Genomic DNA, 15,494 nt, shown 5'->3' on the forward strand with positions numbered 1-15,494 from the left:
ACCATGCCTGTTTCATTCCAACGCGTGTACCTCGAGAGCGCCGGCTATTTCATGCCGGGCGAGCCCATTCCCAACGACCGCATGGACGCGTACATCGCGCCGCTCAACCGCATGTCCGAGCGCATCAAGCGGCGCATCCTCGCGGAGAACGGCATCCTCACGCGGCACTACGCCATCGATGCGGAGGGCGTGACGCAGCACACGAATGCGCAGCTCGCCGCAGGTGCGATCCGCGATTGCCTGCAGCGCGGCGGGGCCGAGCTGTCGCGCGTGTCGCTGCTGGCCAGCGGCTCCTCGGGCGGCGACACGCTGATGCCGGGGTTCGCCAACATGATCCAGGGCGAACTCGCCGCGCAGCCGATGGAGACGCACTCCGTGCACGGCATCTGCGCGGCCGGCGTGTCGGCGATCCAGACGGCTGCGCAAGGCATCGAGCTGGGTGCGCATCGCAGCGCGATGGCGGTGGCGAGCGAGATGCCGTCGCGGCTTTTCAAGCGCTCGCGTTTCGCGGCGCGCGGGTATGAGACCGACTTCGACTCGCACTTCCTGCGCTGGATGCTGTCCGATGGCGCGGGCGCGTTGCTGCTGTCCGATGGCTCGCCTGCGCTGGCCGGCGCGCCCGGGTTGCGTCTGAAATTGAAGTGGGTGCACCAGCGCGCGTTCTCGGGCGACTACCCCGTGTGCATGCAGCTCGGATTGACCGAGGATCGCGCGCGTGGCCACCTCGACTTCGGTTCGTGGGCCGAGGCGGAAGCGGCAGGTGCGCTGTCGCTGCGGCAGGACATCCGCCTGCTGCCGCACCTGTTCGACATCGGCATCCACGAATACGCAGGGCTGGTGCGCGACGGGTGGGTCGATCCGAAGCGGGTCGATCACTTCCTGTGCCATTACTCGTCGGAAAAATTCATCCCCGTGGTCGAGGACCTGATGAACAAGGCCGATCTCTCGATTCCGCGCGAGCGCTGGTGGAGCAACCTCGCGTGGCGCGGCAACACGGGGGCCGCGTCGATCCTCGTCATGTTGGCTGAATTCCTTCATACGAAGACCTTGAAGCCCGGCGAGCAGATCTTCTGCTACGTGCCCGAATCGGGGCGCTTCATGGCGGCGTACATGCTGCTGGAAGTCGAAGCGACCGATGCGGCGCCTGTGACGATGGCGGCGCCCCGTGCTGCTGCCGTGCCGGACGACGATTTCGTCATCGCACCTCCGCATGACCCTGCCGCCGCGCCCGAAGGCCTGGGCTCCTTGCTCACCGAACTGGCCGCCATCTGGCACGACTACCGCTCCCGCGTCTGGCGCACGCCGCTGATCCGCCAGATCCGCGAGCGCCGCTTCGCGCTGCCCGACTATCTGAACTGGATGGAGCAATGGGTGCCGCAGGTGCGCGAGGGCAGCAAGTGGATGCGCGAAGGCGCCGCCTCGCTGAGCGGGCCGTACCAGATGCTGGCCTCCCTGATCGACGTGCATGCGGGCGAAGAGCAGAACGACTTCAACATCCTCTTCAGCGACTACAAGAAGGCCGGCGGCACGGTCGCGCAGATCGATGACCTGCGCCGAAACCCCGGCGGTGAGGCGCTCAATGCCTATCTGCACGGCCTGGCCGCCACACGCGACCCGATCGGTTTGTTGGGTGCGATCTACATCATCGAGGGCACCGGCCAGCGCATCGTGCCGGCGCTGCTGCCGCTCATCAAGGCGAGCGTGAAGCTGCCGCCCGACGCCTTCCGCTTTCTCGAGTACCACGGCCATAACGACGAGAACCACCTGAACCGCTGGCTCGCCGCGGTGGAGATGGTCATGGCCGTGGAAGGGCAGGCCCGCGCGGCCCGCCAGATCATCGACACCGCGCGTCACACGGCCGCGCTGTACCTGATGCAGTTCCAGCACATCACGGAGCGGATGCCCCATGAGCCGCCGGGCCGCCCCAAGGCGAATACCGCAGCCGAAGGCGGAGGTTTCCTATGAGTCGAACGCCTGAATTCCTCACGCAAGCCCACGACGAGCGCGACCCGAGCCCGTGGCTCGCGCTCTACCTGGACCAGAGCACGCCGTTGCCGGACAACGTCAAGTCGGCGTGGCTGGCGGATTCGAGCTCGGGCTCGCGGCAGTACCTGCTGCCGTTCCTCCGGCCAATCGCGCGGCTGACGATCATCCTGATCCAGATCGTGAAAGTGTTCGTGCCGCGCAACTGGTCGCACTCGATGCTGCTGCATCGCTTTCTGGCGTGGGGGCTCAAGCGCTTCGTGTCGCCCGAGGCGAACTGGCTGATTCTTCGGCACTTTCACCTGGGGTCGCAGGTGCTGGCGTTCATCGGACGCAACTCGCCGGCGCCCGTGGCCACAAATCCGCTGGAGCCGGCGGACATCGACGCGCTGAAGGACGAGATGTTCCTGAAGCACGATCTGAATCTCTTCAATTTCGTGATTCGCCTCAATACGGCGCTGCGCGAGAAGGGCGTGGCGCTGTGCAAGGCGGAGGAGGTCGATTTCTCGATGATCAAAGAGCCGGGGCTGCGGCTGGAGGACATGCCGCACGGCAAGCTCAATTTCCTCGACCTGCAGAGCGCCATCGAGCTGTTCACGCCGCTCTACCAGCTGATGCTGACCGACAACGACTTCTGGCGCGCGGCCAACTCCTTGCAACTGGATGAAACCATCGGCATCTACACGGCGACGATCCTGAATGCGCCCGAGCACCTGATCCTGGTCAACAACAAGCACCCGCTGGTGCCCTTGTCGACCCTGCGGGCGGGGCACCGGCTGGTGATTCACGGGCTGTCCACGGAAATGCTCCACAGCCTCCTCCAGCGCATGCAGGCGGCCCGGAAAGCGGGGGAGCCGGAAACGGCCCTGTACGACCAGCCACTTGCATAGGCGTATGCTGCCCCCAGATGCGAACCATGAACACGACCCATAATCCGTCCCCCAAGACCGATCTGGCAGTGACCCATGTGCTGGCTCAACTGCTGGAACGGCTCGAACACAGTGCCGTACCCGTTGGCGCCGAGCAGTACCGCTCGGTGGTCGAGCACCTGGTGCATGCGTTCGAAGATGTCGAGCCAGGCGCCGATCTGGGCCGCCTGCTCGATGCCTATCCGGCCGCATCCGAGGTTTATGAGAACCTCAACTATCAGCACGCCGGGCTTTGCCGCTCGGCATTGGACGTTTCCCTTGCGGCTGAAGTCAGCGCTCGGGAAGCCATTGCACGCGCCATGGGCGGTGCCAAAACGAACAAGGACAAGACGCATGGCGAAGGGTGAAGTGAAGACGGCAGTGGTGGCGGACGGCCTGCGCTACAAGACCAAGACACCGGGTTCCCCGTTCCGCGCTTCGGCGTCTTTCAGCGGGGCGACCATGTCCTGCTTCATGTGCGGCAAGCACCGCGTGCGCTCACAGCTACGCACGCGCCAGGTGCTGGGCAAGTCGCAAACCGTGTGCGCGCCTTCGTGCAAGGCGCTGGACGAAGCACTGGAGCAGTCGGAAGCCTCTTCGGGCTGACTTTCGGCTAGCACGAAACGGCGACGTTTTGGCGACATGTCCGCGCGAACATGTCGCAGATGTCCTTCCAAAACGGACCTAATCGATATACAGTTAGACACAATTGATGCATGTGATTGCATTCATTCAAAAGTTCTAATCTGTAGCCGATGACAAAACAAATCCAGCAAGGCCTTGGCTGCCCGGCATCGGGCGTGGACGTTGACGTCGACGCATGCAAAGGGGTTCAGCCGTGAGCAAACCTCGCCATGTCGTCATGCAGGTGGTCAAGCGCTCGTCCGGCAGCGCCACGCACCACGTCGAATTCCTCATGGACGACAACTTCGCGGAACGCCTGCGGCAGTTGCGTTCGCTGGTGCCGCCCCTGGGCACGCTCAACAAGCAGCGCGATCTTGTGATCGACAAGGTGCGCGTGCGCCTGCCCAACGCCATTTGGCGTTCCGGCAACGAGATCGACATGGACGGCGGCGTCGAAGGCTCCTGCATCGTCATCGCGGCGGAAGGCTCCTTCAACTGCGGCGGCAAGGACCGCAAGACACGCGAGAAGCTCGTGACGTACAACTTTTCGATCGCGCGGCTAGTCGAGCTCCACGCCGAGCGCCCCGAAGGCGAAACCCTCTACATCCGCGATGGCACCTTTGCCAACGACGAGCCGGCCGACTCGGCCGCCGGTCGCTGGATCGCGTCGATGCACGAACTCGAAGTGGTGATGCGGGTGCCCGATGCGCCCTCGGATTTCGACACCCTGCACGACCTGGCCCTGCGCCCTGACCACCAGCAAGCGAACAGCGCTGGCGGCACGCACCGCGCCAGCATGTTCTAGGCTGCTGCGGCGGCAGTGGCCGCCTCTGGCGCAGCACCCACGGGCGTGTATTGCGCGCGGTTGTCTGCCAGCCAACGTGTCGACAGGCTGCTGTCCTGCTGAGCCGGATGGAAGTCGGCACGCAGGTAGCTGCGCCAACCGCCCAGATTGCCGCGCAGCAGGCCGTTCTTGCTCAACAGGATGCGCGCCGCGCTCTTCCAGGTCGCCCACTTCCACAGTTGCTTTTCGTGGCGCAGGTTGTCGATGGTCTGGTGCATCAGGTCGCCGAGGAACATCACGGTCACGCGGCGGAACCAGCGCTTGCGCCATTCGTCCGAGCCGCCCGTGGCCTTGTAGATGTCGAAGGCGACGGACTTGTGCTCCAGCTCTTCGGCGCTGTGCCACAGCCACATGGTGCGCAGCCGCGGCTCCGCGCCGTCGAGGATCTCGGGGCGCGCCAGCAGCCACTCGGCGAACATCGCGGTGAAGTGCTCGGTGGCGGCGGTGACCGCCAGCGCATGGCGCGGATCGGCTTCTTCCATCAGTGCCAGGCGCTTGTTCGCGCGCGCCGTCCAGCCGTCGACCAGCCCCTGGTTCTCCAGGTGGTTGTTGAAGAGCGAATGGATGCGCCGGTGCGTGGCCTCCTGGCCGATGAAGCCGCGCACGTCGGCGCGGTACTTTTCCTGCACCTCGGGCGGCAGCGTGGCGACGGCGTCGCGCACGGCGTCGATGAAGAATTGCTCGCCGAAGGGAAAGCTCATCGACAGGGCGTTGAAGAAGGCGGTCGAGAATGCATCGCCGCCGCACCAGTTGCGGGCAAAGGGCGATTGCAGGTCGATCAGCAGGCGGCGGACAACGAGCTCAGTCATGAAAACAATCCTCGAGACATCTTGGGAAGAAAGGCTGGTACAGATTCGTACCGCATGCCTCCATGGTGCGGATCGATGCTGGTACTGTCAAGTACCGAGACGTAGGAAAATGTGCCATTCATGAGCGACACCATCGAAAAAACCGTGGCCTCCAAGTCCGCCGAAGGCACCGAAAGCGAGCACTATGCGCGCCTTCTGCAGGGCATGGCGCAGGCCGTGGCGGCCAAGGGCTACGCCGACACGACCATTGCCGACATCGTGCGCGAGGCCGCCGTGTCGCGCCGCACCTTCTACGAGCACTTCAGTACCAAGACCGAGTGCCTGATCGCGCTCTACGAGACTGCCAGCCGCCTCGCGCTGCAAGCCGTGAGCGAAGCCTTCGATCCCGCACAGCCCTGGCATGCGCAGGTCGAGCAGGCGATGACCGCGTACTTCGATTACCTCGCACAGGACCCGGTCCTGCTGCGCACGCTCTTCGTCGAGATCCTGGGGCTCGGCATGCCGGGCCTCACCGCGCGCCGCCGGGTCAATGACGAGATCGCCAACTTCATCCAGGTCGCCATCAACAGCAGCGGTACCGAAGGCGGCCCGGCCGCCCACCTCACGAGCGAGATGGCGATGACAGTCGTCGGCGGTATCAACGAACTGGTGCTGCAGGCCATCGAGCAGGGCCGTGCCGGTGATCTTCGCGAACTGGTCGCACCCGCCACGCGCCTCGTGCGCGCCGTGGCAGCCGAGAGCCAGCGCTAAGAAGAAGACGCGCTCCGCGCCGCGCGCCAGGCGGCCAGGATCAGCGTTTCGATGTCGTGCACCGGCGCGGCTCCAGGAGCGGCATCAGGTATGCGAGAGGCTCAGGCAACCGCAGGAAGGGCGCTTCGGCGATCTATTTTTCGGCTCAGCACGATCGATGTCTGCGTCTGGTTGATGCCGTCGAGCTGGCCCAGTTGGTCCAGCAGCACGTCCAGCTTTTCCGGCGTTTCGCAGCGCAGGAAGACCATGTAGTCGAACTGGCCGCTCACGGCCGAGAGTTCCTCGACCTCCGGAATGCGCTCGAGCGCCCGGATCACCGCGGGCGCACGCTTCGCATCGACGCTGATGCCGCAGATCGCCCGCACAGCGGCATGCTCCAGCTTCTGGCCGAGGCGCACGCCATAGCCCGCAACGACGCCTTCGCGTTCGAGGCGGGCAATGCGCGCCACCACTGTCGTGCGTGCGATCTTGAGCTTGCGCCCCAGACTCGCCGCGGGGTCCCGGGCGTTGGCCTGCAGAAGGCTCAACAGGTGGCGGTCAAGGTCATCGAGTCCTGCATTCATCGCGCTGCCTCCTCATTTTTTGGGGACCTGAAACGGCATGCTACGACAGGGCGCGCAGCCCGCGCGAACTCATCGACGCGTGCTCTCCGGCCGCTAGGCAATGGCTGCAGCGGGCTCGTGCGTCGCGCTTCGCGGACCTGCGTGAAGCGTCAGGCTTCGGCGAGTTCCTGGCCTGAGGAACGGGCAGCGGCGCTCACGCCGAGCCCCTTGTAGTAATGGCCCACGCGCGTCGCAAGAAACTCCTCGAGAGGCGCCTGTTCCTGCCCGACGAAGCCGCGCGCAGGCAGCTTGCCCTGCAGCAGCAGCTCGAACACGCCGACCACGCCGGCCGCCGTCGTGAGCTCGATCGCCGTGCGGTCCTTGCCGCGCAACGGGGCGCCGAACACGCGGCTCACGCGCGTCTCCTGCTCGAAGCGGCCGTCGCGCAGACCCGAGGCCGACGCGAACAGGATCACCACGTCTTCTCGGCTGTGCGGCACGGCGTGCTCCAGCACCTGGCGCAGCAGGTCGCGGCGCTCGATCAGGCGCAGGTCGTGCAGCAGGAAGTTCATCGCCTCGCGATGGCCCGGATAGCGGATGGTCTTGTAGTCGAGGTTGCGCACCTTGCCATGCAGCGTCTCGCACAGGGTACCGAGGCCGCCCGAGGTGTTGAATGCTTCGAAGGCCTCTGCATCGAGCGTGAAGGTCTCGTGGCCTTCGAGTGCCTGCACCGACACGACCTGGCCGTTGACGATCGCATCGCAGGAATTGCAGTACTCGTTGATGACGCCGTCGATGCTCCAGGTGAAGTTGTAGCGAAGGCTGTTGGTCGCGTTGCGCGTCAGCGCGCCGACCCGCAGGCGCAGGTCGTACAGCTCGTCGAAGTGCCCGGCAAGGTGGCCGCCGAGCATCCCGATCACGCCCGGCGCCAGCCCGCTTTGCGGCATCAGCAGCGACCTGGCTTCCCCGGAGAGCAGGCGGATCGCGTGGGTCGCCGCCACGTCTTCCGTGAGGTCGAAGTAGTGCACGCCCAACCGCGCAGCCTGCGTGGCCACGCGCGCTGCAAGGAAGAACGGCAGCGCGTTGATGACCACGGTGTGCGAGGCCAGTTCGCAGGCGAGCGCCGCTTCGTCTTCCACGTTCAGCGTGATCTCGCGAACCAGCGGATCGCTGGACGGCTTGGCGGTGCGCTGATCGGCCAACGTCACGGGGATGCGGTGGTAGAGGGCAATCATGTCGGCCACCGTGCTGCCGACCTTGCCGCCGCCCAGAACCAGAACACGCTTCACATGCAGCTTCGACATTTCTTTCTCCTCAGGGCAAACGGCCCTGTAAAGAAAATGTAAAAGCGCGGGATGGCAGGTGCCAGAGCGCAGATCGTCGAAGCGGCCGCGCATTTCGCCGTTCCGACGAAGCCATGTGACGATTCACTCGCAAGCCGAGATGAGGCTGCAGCTCACCAGTCGGAAAGGGCGGCGAGGCTTACTCGCGGCCGTTGCGTTTCAGCTTGGTTTTCTCTGCGCCGGGTCGTAGAAGAACTGCTCTTCGGCGATGCGCTCGCCGTCCCAGCGCTGCCAGGCGATTTCTTCCATGCGCATCCGGCTGCCGCCCTTGAAGGTGAACTCGAAGACCCAGTGGATCGCCACATGGTCGCCGTTCACCAGCACGGGCCGCACGCACGTGGACACCACCGACTCGGTGCGGTCGAGCACGGCGGTTTCCTGCGCGACCAGCGTGCTGCGGCCCCGCCGCGGCTCGGCCTGGTTCTCGCGCATGGTGGCGTCTTCGGTGTAGTAGTCCTCGATGACCTGCGCATGCGCGCCGCCCTCCACGGCGGCGATGAAGGCTTCGAGCCGTGCGGGCGTGGGCATCTCAGGACTTCACTTTCACTTCGACGCGGCGAGCCTCGGAAGGCGGGCCGTCGGCCTGCGACTGCTCGGGCTTGGCCAGCTCGATCTTGTCTTCGGGCGCGCCCGCGGCCTTGAGCGCGTCGCTCACGGCCATGGCGCGCTGCTTGGCCAGTTCGGCATTCTTGGCCGCGTCGCCGCTCGCATCGTGGTAGCCGCTCACCAGCACTGTGCTGCCGCTCTGCACGGCCTTGATGACATCGGCCAGCGCCTCCTTGGCGTTGGGCGCGACTTCGGAACTGGCGCTCGCGAAGTAGAACTTCACGATGCCGTTCTCGACCTTCACCGCAGCGGCTTCGGCCGCCGTCACGGCGCCCGTGGCAACGGCAGCAGCCGGTGTGGCGGGGGGCATGGCTGCGGGGGCGGGCGCCGTGGCTGCAGGTGGCGTCTCGACCTTGGCGGGCGCCATCGCCGCCGCATCGCCGGAATGGAACTTCACCACCAGCGGCACGATGAGCAGCGCCACGATGTTGATGATCTTGATCAGCGGGTTCACGGCCGGGCCGGCGGTGTCCTTGTAGGGGTCGCCCACGGTGTCGCCGGTGACGGCCGCCTTGTGCGCCTCGGAGCCCTTGCCGCCGTGGTGGCCGTCCTCGATGTACTTCTTGGCGTTGTCCCACGCGCCGCCGCCCGTGCACATCGAGATGGCGACGAACAGGCCCGTGACGATGGTGCCCATCAGCAAGCCGCCCAGCGCCTTCGGCCCGAGCAGCAGGCCGACAAGAATCGGCACCACCACCGGCAGCAGCGACGGGATCATCATTTCCTTGATGGCCGCGCCGGTCAGCATGCCCACGGCCTTGCCGTACTCGGGCTTGCCAGTGCCTTCCATGATCCCGGGGATCTCGCGGAACTGGCGGCGCACTTCTTCGACCACCGCACCGGCCGCGCGGCCCACGGCTTCCATGGCCATCGCGCCGAACAGATAGGGAATCAGGCCGCCGATGAAGAGGCCCACGATCACCATCGGGTCGCTCAGGTTGAAGCTGATGTTCAGCCCGAAGCTCTCCAGCTTGTGGGTGTAGTCGGCAAAGAGCACCAGCGAGGCAAGGCCGGCCGAGCCGATGGCGTAGCCCTTGGTCACGGCCTTGGTCGTGTTGCCGACCGCGTCGAGCGGGTCGGTCACGGCGCGCACGCTGTCGGGCAATTCGCTCATCTCGGCGATGCCGCCGGCGTTGTCGGTGATGGGGCCGTACGCGTCCAGCGCGACCACGATGCCCGCCATGCTCAGCATGGAGGTCGCCGCGACCGCGATGCCGAACAGGCCGGCCAGCGAGTACGAAGCCAGGATCGCGATGCAGACGAAGATCACCGGCCAGGCGGTCGAACGCATCGAGACGCCCAGGCCCGCGATGATGTTCGTGCCGTGGCCCGTGGTCGAGGCCTGCGCGATGTGCTGCACGGGCTTGTACTGCGTGCCGGTGTAGTACTCGGTGACCCACACCAGCGCGGCGGTGAGCGCGAGGCCCACGAAGCAGGCGCCGAAGAGCTTGAGCTGGCTGCCGCTCGCGGCGATGGCGTTGTCCGGAATGATCCAGGCCGTGACGAACCAGAACGCGATCAGCGACAGGACGCCCGCGACCGCCAGGCCCTTGTAGAGCGCCGGCATCACGTTGACCATGCCCGGCGAAGCCTTCACGAAGAAGCAGCCGATGATCGACGCGATGATCGACACGCCGCCCAATGCGAGCGGATACAGCACCGCGTTGCCGGGTGCCGTGGTGACCATCAGCGCGCCGAGCACCATGGTGGCGATCAGCGTCACCGCGTAGGTCTCGAACAGGTCGGCCGCCATGCCGGCGCAGTCGCCGACGTTGTCGCCGACGTTGTCGGCAATCACCGCCGGGTTGCGCGGATCGTCCTCAGGGATGCCGGCCTCGACCTTGCCCACCAGGTCGGCGCCGACGTCGGCACCCTTGGTGAAGATGCCGCCGCCCAGCCGCGCGAAGATCGAGATCAGCGAGGAGCCGAAGGCAAAGCCGATCAGCGGGTTGAGGATTGCCGCGAGGGTGTGATCCGACTTGGGCGCGCTGCCCGCAAGGAACCAGTAGAAGACGGTCACGCCCAGCAGGCCCAGGCCCACGACCAGCATGCCGGTGATCGCGCCGCCGCGGAATGCCACATCCAGCGCCGGGCCAATGCCTTTGGTGGCCGCTTGTGCCGTGCGCACATTGGCGCGCACCGACACGTTCATGCCGATGAAGCCGCAGGCGCCCGAGAGCACTGCGCCGACCACGAAGCCGACGGCCGTGGTGAGGTCGAGGAAGAGGGCGATGAGCACCGCCAGGACGATGCCGACCACCGCGATGGTGGTGTATTGCTTGGCGAGGTAAGCGGAGGCGCCGGCCTGGATGGCTGCGGCGATTTCCTGCATCCGGGCGTTGCCCGGGTCCTTGGCGAGAATCCAACTTCGGGCCCAGAAACCGTAGCCGACGGCCACGAGGCCGCAGACGATGGCGAGTATCAGGGGGGTGTTGCCGATCATGCTTTGCTTCTCCATTCGTTCGTTGTGACTTGTGGAGACGGACAGCATGGATCCTGCGCGCAACGCGTACGGGACCCAGGTTTTCCGTCGCGTTGCTTCCTCGAAGCTCGCTGCACCGAGGTGCGGAGCCGATTGGCCAACGGTTGCAATTTACAGGCAAAAACGCGGGTGCGTGCGACCGTGCGGTGACACGGAAAGTAAACTCAGGGTTTGTCCCGGTCTCCCCAATACTTTTCAACTACTCGAAAAACGTCATGTCCTTCGACAAAGTCTCCCCCGGCAAGAACGTCCCCGATGCCTTCAACGTCGTGATCGAAATCCCGATGAACGCCGACCCGATCAAGTACGAAGTCGACAAGGAATCCGGCGCGATCTTCGTGGACCGTTTCATGACGACGGCCATGTACTACCCCGCCAACTACGGCTACGTGCCGCAGACCCTGTCGGGCGACGGCGACCCGGTCGACGTGCTGGTGATCGCCCCTTACCCGCTGCTGCCGGGTGTGGTCGTGCCCTGCCGCCCCCTGGGCATTCTGATGATGGAAGACGAAGCCGGCGTCGACGGCAAGGTGCTCGCCGTGCCCACCGACAAGGTGCTGCCGATCTACAGCCACTGGAAATCGGTCGACGACGTGAACCCGATGCGCCTGAAGGCCATCAGCCACTTCTTCGAGCACTACAAGGACCTGGAAGCAGGCAAGTGGGTCAAGGTGCTGGGCTGGGAAGGCATCGATGCGGCCAAGAAGGAAGTCATCGACGGCATCGCCGCGTACAAGAAGTAACCCGGGTCTTCACTTCTCGAATTCGAACGGCGAGCGGCGCGGATCGCGCACATAGACGCCTTTCAGCGCGGGTGCGCATTCAGGCCCGTCGGCGACCGTGATGCGGTCGGCGGCGAACTGGAAGGTGCGGGTGCAACGCCCGCCGTCCGCTACCCTCAGGCGCTGCCCGGCTTCCAGAACGTTCCTGCCCTGCAGCAGCATGCTGCCGCGCGCGCTGGTCGCGCCGAAGGAGAACCGCCCATTGGCCCGTGTCGGGCATCTCGAGTTGGCGCTGGTAGAGCGCGGCCAAGGCCTCGTCCTGCCGCGAGAGGCCCGGGTCGGCGCAGATGGCTTTCTCGGTCGCGTTGCCGGCCTTGGTGCAATCGAAGCTTGCGGCCGAGGCGAGGCCGGCACTTGTGAGGCAGAGCGCCGCAAGGGCGAGACGAGTCGATGAGCGCATTCGGTTTCTCCTCGGAGTCGGGACTTTTCGGGTCCGGATGCTAGGAGAGGCGCCGCGCGCCGTCGATGTGCCAAACGGTCAAAGGCGCTATGCCCTTGGACAGAGGCTGCGCTTCAGCCGGCCTTGAACGGGCTGCGCTCGCCCAGATGGTCCATGTAGTTCTCGATGCCGGCCCCCTCGCGCTCGAGAAAGCGCTCGACCGCGTCCGAGAAGGCTGGGTGCGCGAGCCAGTGGGCGCTGGTGGTCTTCACCGGCATCAGCGCGCGCGCCATCTTGTGCTCGCCCTGGGCGCCGCCTTCGAAGCGCCGGGCGCCGTGCTCGATGCACCAGGCGAGGGGCTGGTAGTAGCAGGCCTCGAAGTGCAGGCAGTCGACGCGCTCCAGCGCGCCCCAGTAGCGGCCGTAGGCGACGAGTGGTTCGTCCGGCTGCGTGGAGAGCGCGATCAGGCTGGTCGCCATGGGCTTGCCATTGCGCTCGGCGACGAACAGCAGCCAGGCCTCGGGCAGGGTGTCGGCCATGCGCTGGAAGAAATCGCGCGTGAGGTAAGGCGGGTTGCCGTGCTCGCGATAGGTGCGTTCATAGCAGCGGTAGAAGAAATCCCAGTCGGTCTTCGAGATGTCCTTGCCACGGGACCAGCGGAAGCTCACGCCGGCCTCGGCGACCTTGCGGCGCTCTTGGCGGATCTTCTTGCGCTTGTCGTGGGCGAGGCTGGCGAGAAAAGCGTCGAAGTCGGGGTAGCCGGGCTGCTCCGGGGCGGAACGCTCCCCGTCGGACAGCGAGGGCACGTCGGGGATCGACGTGGGCACTGCATTCGTCCAATGGAACTGCACCGTGTTGCGCAGCATCAACCCGGCTTCGGTGCATGCGGCGATGTCCCCGTCGGCGCCGAACAGCAGGTGCAGGGAAGAAAGCCCTTCCTGCTTGCACCACGCAACCAGCGCCTGCACCAGCAGCGTGCGGCTCTGCGCATCGCGTGCCAGGAGGCGTGAGCCCGGCACCGGCGTGAACGGCACGGCGATGACGGCCTTGGGGTAATAAGCAAGCCCGTGCTGCTCATAGGCGTTGGCCCAGGCCCAGTCGAAGACGTACTCGCCGTAGGAATGGTCCTTGACGTAGACCGGGCAGGCGGCTTCGAGTTGCTTGCCGCGCCAGAGCGTGACGAACTGCGCCGTCCATCCGCTCGCGGGCGATGCACTGCCGCTTTCGTGCAGCGCCGCGAGGTATTCGTGGCGCATGAAAGGCGAGGGCTCGGCCTGCGCGGCGAGCAGCGCATTCCAGGCTTTCGGGCTCACGTCCGACGGTGACGCCAGAACCCGAATGACATAATCGTTCAAGCCTTTTTCTTCCTTCTGTATGACGCTCAAGCTCGCCATCGCGCAACTCAATTTTGTGGTGGGCGACGTCGACGGCAACGCAAGAAAGATTGTCGATGCCGCACGCGAATCCCATGCACAGGGTGCGCGTCTGCTCCTGACGCCCGAACTCTCGATTGCCGGCTACGCGGCGGAGGACCTGTTCCTGCGTCCCGCCTTCACCGAAGCCTGTGATGATGCCGTGAAAGGCATTGCCGCTGCGCTCGCCGATCTCAAAGACATGGTCGTGGTGGTGGGGCATCCGACCGGCGGCAGCCTTCGCAGCCGCTCCGTGGCGGTGCAGATGCGGCACAACGCAGCGAGCGTCATCAAGGAAGGCCGCATCCTCGATACCTACGCCAAACGCGAGCTGCCGAACTACCAGGTGTTCGACGAGCGCCGGTATTTCACGCCGGGGCAGGGCACCTGCGTGTTCGAGGCAGGCGGGGTTTCCGTCGGTCTGCTGATCTGCGAGGACGCCTGGTTCGACCAGCCGGCCGAGCTGGCACGTGCGGCCGGGGCCGAGGTGCTCGCCGTGATCAACGCCTCGCCCTATCACGTGGGCAAGGAGGGCGAGCGCGTCGCGCGCATGGCCGACCGGGCACATGCCGTGGGGCTTCCGTTGGTCTACGCGCACCTGGTCGGTGGGCAGGACGAGGTGGTGTTCGACGGCGCCTCCTTCGCGCTGCAGGCGGGCGGCGCACTCGCGATGCAGGTCGAGAGCTTCCAGGAGAAGTTGGTCTTCGCGCAGTTGGAGCGAACACCTGAAGGTGGCGTCGGCTTCGTAGTCGAGCCCGGTGCGGTGGCCGCCCCGCGCGACGCCGAAGCGCAACTGTGGGACGCCCTGGTGCTCGGCGTGCGCGACTACATCGGCAAGAACGGCTTCCCGAGCGCCATCCTGGGGCTCTCGGGTGGCATCGACTCCGCATTGGTGCTCGCCATTGCGGTCGATGCACTCGGCAAGGACAAGGTGCGCGCGGTGATGATGCCTTCGCCTTACACGGCCGACATCAGCTGGATCGATGCGCGCGAGATGGCGAACCGCCTGGGCGTGCGCTACGACGAGATATCGATCAAGCACACCTTCGAGTCCTTCAAGGGTGCCTTGGCCGAGGAATTCAAGGACCGCCCCGAAGACACGGCTGAGGAAAACATCCAGGCCCGCATCCGCGGCACGCTGCTGATGGCCTTGTCGAACAAGTTCGGGTCCATCGTGCTCACCACCGGCAACAAGAGCGAAATGGCCACCGGCTACTGCACGCTCTATGGCGACATGGCGGGCGGTTTCGCGGTCATCAAGGACCTGCTCAAGACCACGGTGTTCGCGCTCGCGCGCTGGCGCAACGCCCATGACCCGTACGGCACCGGCGCCGCGCCGATCCCCGATCGGATCATCACGCGCCCCCCGAGCGCCGAGCTTCGGCCCGATCAGACCGACCAGGACAGCCTGCCGCCCTACGACATCCTCGACGGCATCCTGGCACGCTACATGCAGGACGACGAGGGCATCGACGAGATCATTGCCGCGGGCTACGAACGCGCGGTGGTCGAGCGGGTCGCGCGGCTCATCAAGGTCAATGAATACAAACGGCGCCAGGCGCCAGTAGGAATCCGGGTCACCCACCGAAGCTTCGGCAAGGATTGGCGTTACCCTATCACCAGCAAATTCAACGAAACCGCCGGAGCACGAAAACCATGAAGCAGATCACCGCCATCGTCAAACCCTTCAAGCTCGAGGACGTGCGCGAGGCCTTGGCCGAAGTGGGCGTTACCGGCCTGACCGTGACCGAGGTCAAGGGCTTCGGCCGTCAGAAGGGCCATACCGAGCTCTACCGCGGCGCCGAATACGTGGTCGACTTCCTGCCCAAGATGAAGGTCGAAGTGGTCGTCAACGAGGGCGACGTGGAGCGCTGCATCGAGGCCATCGTCAATTCGGCGCGCACCGGGAAGATCGGCGACGGCAAGATCTTCGTGACCGCCGTGGAGCGCATCGTGCGCATCCGTACCGGCGAAGAAAACGAGAACGCCGTCTGAAGCAAAAAAGCCCCGTTGACCGGGGCTTTTTCTTT

The 15,494-nt window shown here is 65.6% G+C and carries 16 protein-coding genes; 9 read left to right on the forward strand and 7 right to left on the reverse strand.

The genetic code is table 11. The annotated features are described in order from the left end of the window. Window positions 1-3 precede the first annotated feature (3 nt). From VARPA_RS12670 to VARPA_RS12690, 5 genes are all read left to right on the forward strand, one after another. Window positions 4-1,965, forward strand: a complete 1,962-nt coding sequence (locus VARPA_RS12670) for a StlD/DarB family beta-ketosynthase (protein WP_013540960.1) — start codon at window positions 4-6, stop codon at window positions 1,963-1,965. After that, a complete protein-coding gene (locus VARPA_RS12675; RefSeq protein WP_013540961.1) occupies window positions 1,962-2,873 on the forward strand; it encodes a DUF6999 family protein in 912 nt (303 codons plus the stop codon). The genes VARPA_RS12670 and VARPA_RS12675 overlap by 4 nt, the downstream gene beginning before the upstream one ends. Window positions 2,874-2,890: 17 nt before the next feature. After that, window positions 2,891-3,259 (forward strand): hypothetical protein, encoded by a 369-nt coding sequence (locus tag VARPA_RS12680; RefSeq protein WP_041942874.1) that lies wholly within the window; start codon window positions 2,891-2,893, stop codon window positions 3,257-3,259. After that, a complete protein-coding gene (locus VARPA_RS12685; protein ID WP_013540963.1) occupies window positions 3,246-3,497 on the forward strand; it encodes a hypothetical protein in 252 nt (83 codons plus the stop codon). Before VARPA_RS12680 ends, VARPA_RS12685 begins: the two co-directional genes overlap by 14 nt. Before the next feature lie 232 nt (window positions 3,498-3,729). Continuing rightward, on the forward strand, window positions 3,730-4,320 hold the full coding sequence (locus VARPA_RS12690; RefSeq protein ID WP_041942875.1) for a hypothetical protein: 591 nt from the start codon (window positions 3,730-3,732) through the stop codon (window positions 4,318-4,320). Here VARPA_RS12690 and VARPA_RS12695 read toward each other — a convergent pair. Next, on the reverse strand, window positions 4,317-5,168 hold the full coding sequence (locus tag VARPA_RS12695; RefSeq protein ID WP_013540965.1) for a metal-dependent hydrolase: 852 nt from the start codon (window positions 5,166-5,168) through the stop codon (window positions 4,317-4,319). The two genes, VARPA_RS12690 and VARPA_RS12695, sit on opposite strands and share 4 nt — an antisense overlap. Before the next feature lie 120 nt (window positions 5,169-5,288). Here VARPA_RS12695 and VARPA_RS12700 point away from each other — a divergent pair, with 120 nt between their 5' ends. After that, the gene (locus VARPA_RS12700) at window positions 5,289-5,918 is read left to right on the forward strand and encodes a TetR/AcrR family transcriptional regulator (RefSeq protein WP_013540966.1); all 630 of its coding nucleotides are present in this window, start codon (window positions 5,289-5,291) and stop codon (window positions 5,916-5,918) included. Between the two features lie 101 nt (window positions 5,919-6,019). Here VARPA_RS12700 and VARPA_RS12705 read toward each other — a convergent pair whose 3' ends face one another. From VARPA_RS12705 to VARPA_RS12720, 4 genes are all read right to left on the reverse strand, one after another. Further along, window positions 6,020-6,481 (reverse strand): Lrp/AsnC family transcriptional regulator, encoded by a 462-nt coding sequence (locus VARPA_RS12705; protein ID WP_013540967.1) that lies wholly within the window; start codon window positions 6,479-6,481, stop codon window positions 6,020-6,022. Window positions 6,482-6,630: 149 nt separating this feature from the next. Beyond that, window positions 6,631-7,764 (reverse strand): saccharopine dehydrogenase family protein, encoded by a 1,134-nt coding sequence (locus VARPA_RS12710; RefSeq protein ID WP_013540968.1) that lies wholly within the window; start codon window positions 7,762-7,764, stop codon window positions 6,631-6,633. Between the two features lie 198 nt (window positions 7,765-7,962). Next, window positions 7,963-8,331 carry a nuclear transport factor 2 family protein gene (locus tag VARPA_RS12715; protein WP_013540969.1) on the reverse strand — a complete coding sequence of 123 codons (369 nt, stop codon included), beginning with the start codon at window positions 8,329-8,331 and terminating at the stop codon, window positions 7,963-7,965. Between the two features lies 1 nt (window position 8,332). Beyond that, complete coding sequence (locus VARPA_RS12720; protein WP_013540970.1) at window positions 8,333-10,852, reverse strand: sodium-translocating pyrophosphatase; 2,520 nt, start codon at window positions 10,850-10,852, stop codon at window positions 8,333-8,335. A 254-nt stretch (window positions 10,853-11,106) separates the two neighbouring features. On the opposite strand from VARPA_RS12720, the gene ppa reads away from it, so the two are divergent. Continuing rightward, window positions 11,107-11,634 carry an inorganic diphosphatase gene (gene ppa / locus VARPA_RS12725; RefSeq protein ID WP_013540971.1) on the forward strand — a complete coding sequence of 176 codons (528 nt, stop codon included), beginning with the start codon at window positions 11,107-11,109 and terminating at the stop codon, window positions 11,632-11,634. Window positions 11,635-11,643: 9 nt separating this feature from the next. On the opposite strand, the gene VARPA_RS30180 is transcribed toward ppa, so the two are convergent. Beyond that, window positions 11,644-11,835: a hypothetical protein gene (locus tag VARPA_RS30180; protein ID WP_013540972.1), complete on the reverse strand. Its 192-nt coding sequence runs from the start codon at window positions 11,833-11,835 to the stop codon at window positions 11,644-11,646. A gap of 351 nt (window positions 11,836-12,186) precedes the next feature. Beyond that, on the reverse strand, window positions 12,187-13,407 hold the full coding sequence (locus VARPA_RS12735) for a GNAT family N-acetyltransferase (RefSeq protein WP_013540973.1): 1,221 nt from the start codon (window positions 13,405-13,407) through the stop codon (window positions 12,187-12,189). Between the two features lie 19 nt (window positions 13,408-13,426). Between VARPA_RS12735 and VARPA_RS12740 the strand changes: the two genes are divergently transcribed. Continuing rightward, window positions 13,427-15,124 carry an NAD+ synthase gene (locus VARPA_RS12740; RefSeq protein WP_013540974.1) on the forward strand — a complete coding sequence of 566 codons (1,698 nt, stop codon included), beginning with the start codon at window positions 13,427-13,429 and terminating at the stop codon, window positions 15,122-15,124. After that, the gene (locus VARPA_RS12745; protein ID WP_013540975.1) at window positions 15,121-15,459 is read left to right on the forward strand and encodes a P-II family nitrogen regulator; all 339 of its coding nucleotides are present in this window, start codon (window positions 15,121-15,123) and stop codon (window positions 15,457-15,459) included. Before VARPA_RS12740 ends, VARPA_RS12745 begins: the two co-directional genes overlap by 4 nt. The last annotated feature ends 35 nt before the right edge of the window (window positions 15,460-15,494 follow it).

This window comes from Variovorax paradoxus EPS, from assembly GCF_000184745.1.
GTDB lineage: Bacteria > Pseudomonadota > Gammaproteobacteria > Burkholderiales > Burkholderiaceae_C > Variovorax > Variovorax paradoxus_C.